Origin of the sequence: Chroococcidiopsis cubana SAG 39.79 (genome assembly GCF_003991895.1) — a bacterium.
Lineage (GTDB): Bacteria > Cyanobacteriota > Cyanobacteriia > Cyanobacteriales > Chroococcidiopsidaceae > Chroococcidiopsis > Chroococcidiopsis thermalis.
Genome location: NZ_RSCK01000230.1, coordinates 1 through 2616 on the forward strand (window position 1 = coordinate 1; position 2616 = coordinate 2616).

Genomic DNA, 2616 nt, shown 5'->3' on the forward strand with positions numbered 1-2616 from the left:
TCAATCCCCGTGCTTTAACACCCCCATAAGAACACAAACCCAATCGCAATTCGTTATCCTTAGTGTTGAGGGGTTGCTCAACTTGGCAGCGATGGCTGCTAAGGTACAAGCCGCTCAAATATCCTCCATTGAGGAAGGCACTGTATGTCTCAACAACTCATCCCCCCCCACCCAATCTACTGACTACCAACTTGTGGCTGACTCTGCCGCCCACGAATCGTCAGCGGTCGTTGCAGATTCTCACGCAGATGCTGAACAGTCAATTGCAAACTCAGGAGGGCAGCCATGAAAAATCGTAAGCCTGAGTCAATGGAATGGCATAGCCAAAAGATTTTGCCGCAACATCTCGACCGATTAGCTGTGGTATATGTGCGTCAATCGACGCTGCAACAGGTGCTCGACCACCAAGAGTCTACGCGGTTGCAATATGGATTAGTCGAACGCGCTAAAGCTTGGGGATGGCAGCGAGAGCGGATATTAATCATTGACGACGATCTGGGCAAGTCGGGAGCAACTGCTCAAGGACGGGCTGGGTTTCAACGCTTAGTAGCCGAAGTCGGTATGGGGCATGTAGGCTTAATTTTAGGCATAGAGATGTCGCGACTGGCTCGCTCATGCAAAGATTGGCATCAACTGCTTGAGATTTGCGCGTTATTTGGCACCTTAATTGCGGATCTTGACGGCATTTACGATCCAAGTCATTACAATGACCGTTTACTGTTAGGACTCAAGGGCACTATGAGTGAAGCAGAACTGCACGTCCTCAAACAGCGGCTAGTGCAGGGCAAACTTAGCAAAGCCGAACGCGGAGAACTTGAGTTTGGCGTTCCCACAGGTTATGTCCGACGCAGCTCTGGGGAAGTGACATTTGACCCTGATGAGCAGGTGCAGCAAGTGATTCGACTGATTTTTCGCAAGTTTGACGAATTGGGGACACTCAACGCCGTGTTGCGCTATCTGGTAGACCACCAGATTCAAATCGGGGTACGTGTCAAGAGTGGACTGACCAAAGGAGAGCTCGAATGGCATCGTCCCAATCGGACGCTGTTACAAAATATCCTAAAAAATCCGATGTATGCTGGTGCCTATGCTTATGGTCGGCGGCAAGTAGACCCGCGTCAAAAGCAAGCTGGGCGGTTGTATTGTGAGCGTGTGGTGGTTGACCCAAACGATTGGCACGTGCTGTTACACGATCGATTTCCTGCTTACATCTCATGGCAGCAACACCAGCATAACTTAGCACAGTTGAAGTCGAATCGCATCTGTGCTGAAGAATTGGGTGCCTCTCGGTATGGTTCTTCATTACTGGTGGGGCTGTTAGTATGTGGTAAATGTGGATGCCGCATGAGCGTTAACTATCACCACAAACAGGGATATCGATACGTGTGTTGTCGCCAAGCCGTGGATTACGGCGGTGAACGATGCCAAAGCATGTCTGGTCCAACATTAGATCGATTTGTGGTCGAGCAGGCGATGGAAGCGTTAAAACCTGCTGCACTCGAACTCTCCTTGGCGGCAGCGACGGCGCTCGAACTTGAACGCATCGAACTCAATCGTTTGTGGCAACAACGCTTAGAACGGGCTGCCTATGAAGCTGACCGTGCCAAACGCCACTATCAACTGGTTGAGCCTGAAAACCGTCTAGTGGCGCGTCACTTGGCCTCTGAATGGGAGGCGAAATTGCAAGCTCAACAGCAACTGCAAGAAGAGTATGAACGGTTTTGTCAACAGCAGCCTCGCTTGTTAAGCGATGCACAACGCCAGACAATTCGTCAACTAGCGCACAATATTCCAGTTCTTTGGCACGCTACCACAACAACCAACAACCAACGCAAAGACTTGTTACGTCAAATTCTATCGCGAGTCATCGTCAATGCCCAAGGCGATAGCGAACAGGTTCAAGTTACTCTGGAGTGGATAGGTGGAACTGCAACATGCGCTGGGATTCGTCGTCCGGTTGGAAAACTTACACAACTGAGTAATTACCCACAACTGTGTGAACGACTGCGTGAGTTAGCTGCTCAAGATATGAGACCGAAAGAGATTGCTCAGCAAATGAACTCTGAAGGTTTTTACCCGCCGAAACGACGGGCAACATTCAAAGCTGAACAAATTCAGAACTTGATGCGGCACTTAGGACTGAAACCACCGCATCAATCGACTGCTGAACGTGACAACCTCGAAGCCGATGAGTGGTGGTTGACTGACTTGGCACGCATGCTTAACATGTCCACAGTCACGCTCTATAGCTGGATACGCCGTGGTTGGGTCAAAGCCCGACAGCAAGAACACCCGTCTCGCCGATGGATCGTCTGGGCAGATCCAGCAGAAATTGAACGATTAAGACAACGCCGTGAACAACCAACAGGAGCTGCAACACGGCAACATTGGTTAGACTACCAAAAATCAAGATTATTAAATTCTGAGTTAGCAGATTTATCAACGAAGTACAATCGCAAGATAGATGGTGTAGAGAGCACGATAGAGATTAATTCTTGCAACTAAATTGCCAATACACTAAGCTTTTGGAGCAAACCGCCATGTCTAAACAGCCTTCCAGCTCACGTCAGCACTACAAATTAGACTCTTATAGGGGGATTACGGCAAGCTCATTTC

At 49.3% G+C, this 2616-nt stretch carries 2 protein-coding genes; both read left to right on the forward strand.

The annotated features are described in order from the left end of the window. Positions 1-289 (forward strand): hypothetical protein (locus DSM107010_RS37515; protein WP_206751861.1); only part of this gene is annotated, 289 nt, incomplete at its 5' end. Beyond that, positions 286-2505 (forward strand): recombinase family protein, encoded by a 2220-nt coding sequence (locus DSM107010_RS37520; protein WP_199756054.1) that lies wholly within the window; start codon positions 286-288, stop codon positions 2503-2505. The genes DSM107010_RS37515 and DSM107010_RS37520, both read left to right, overlap by 4 nt. Positions 2506-2616: the final 111 nt, after the last annotated feature.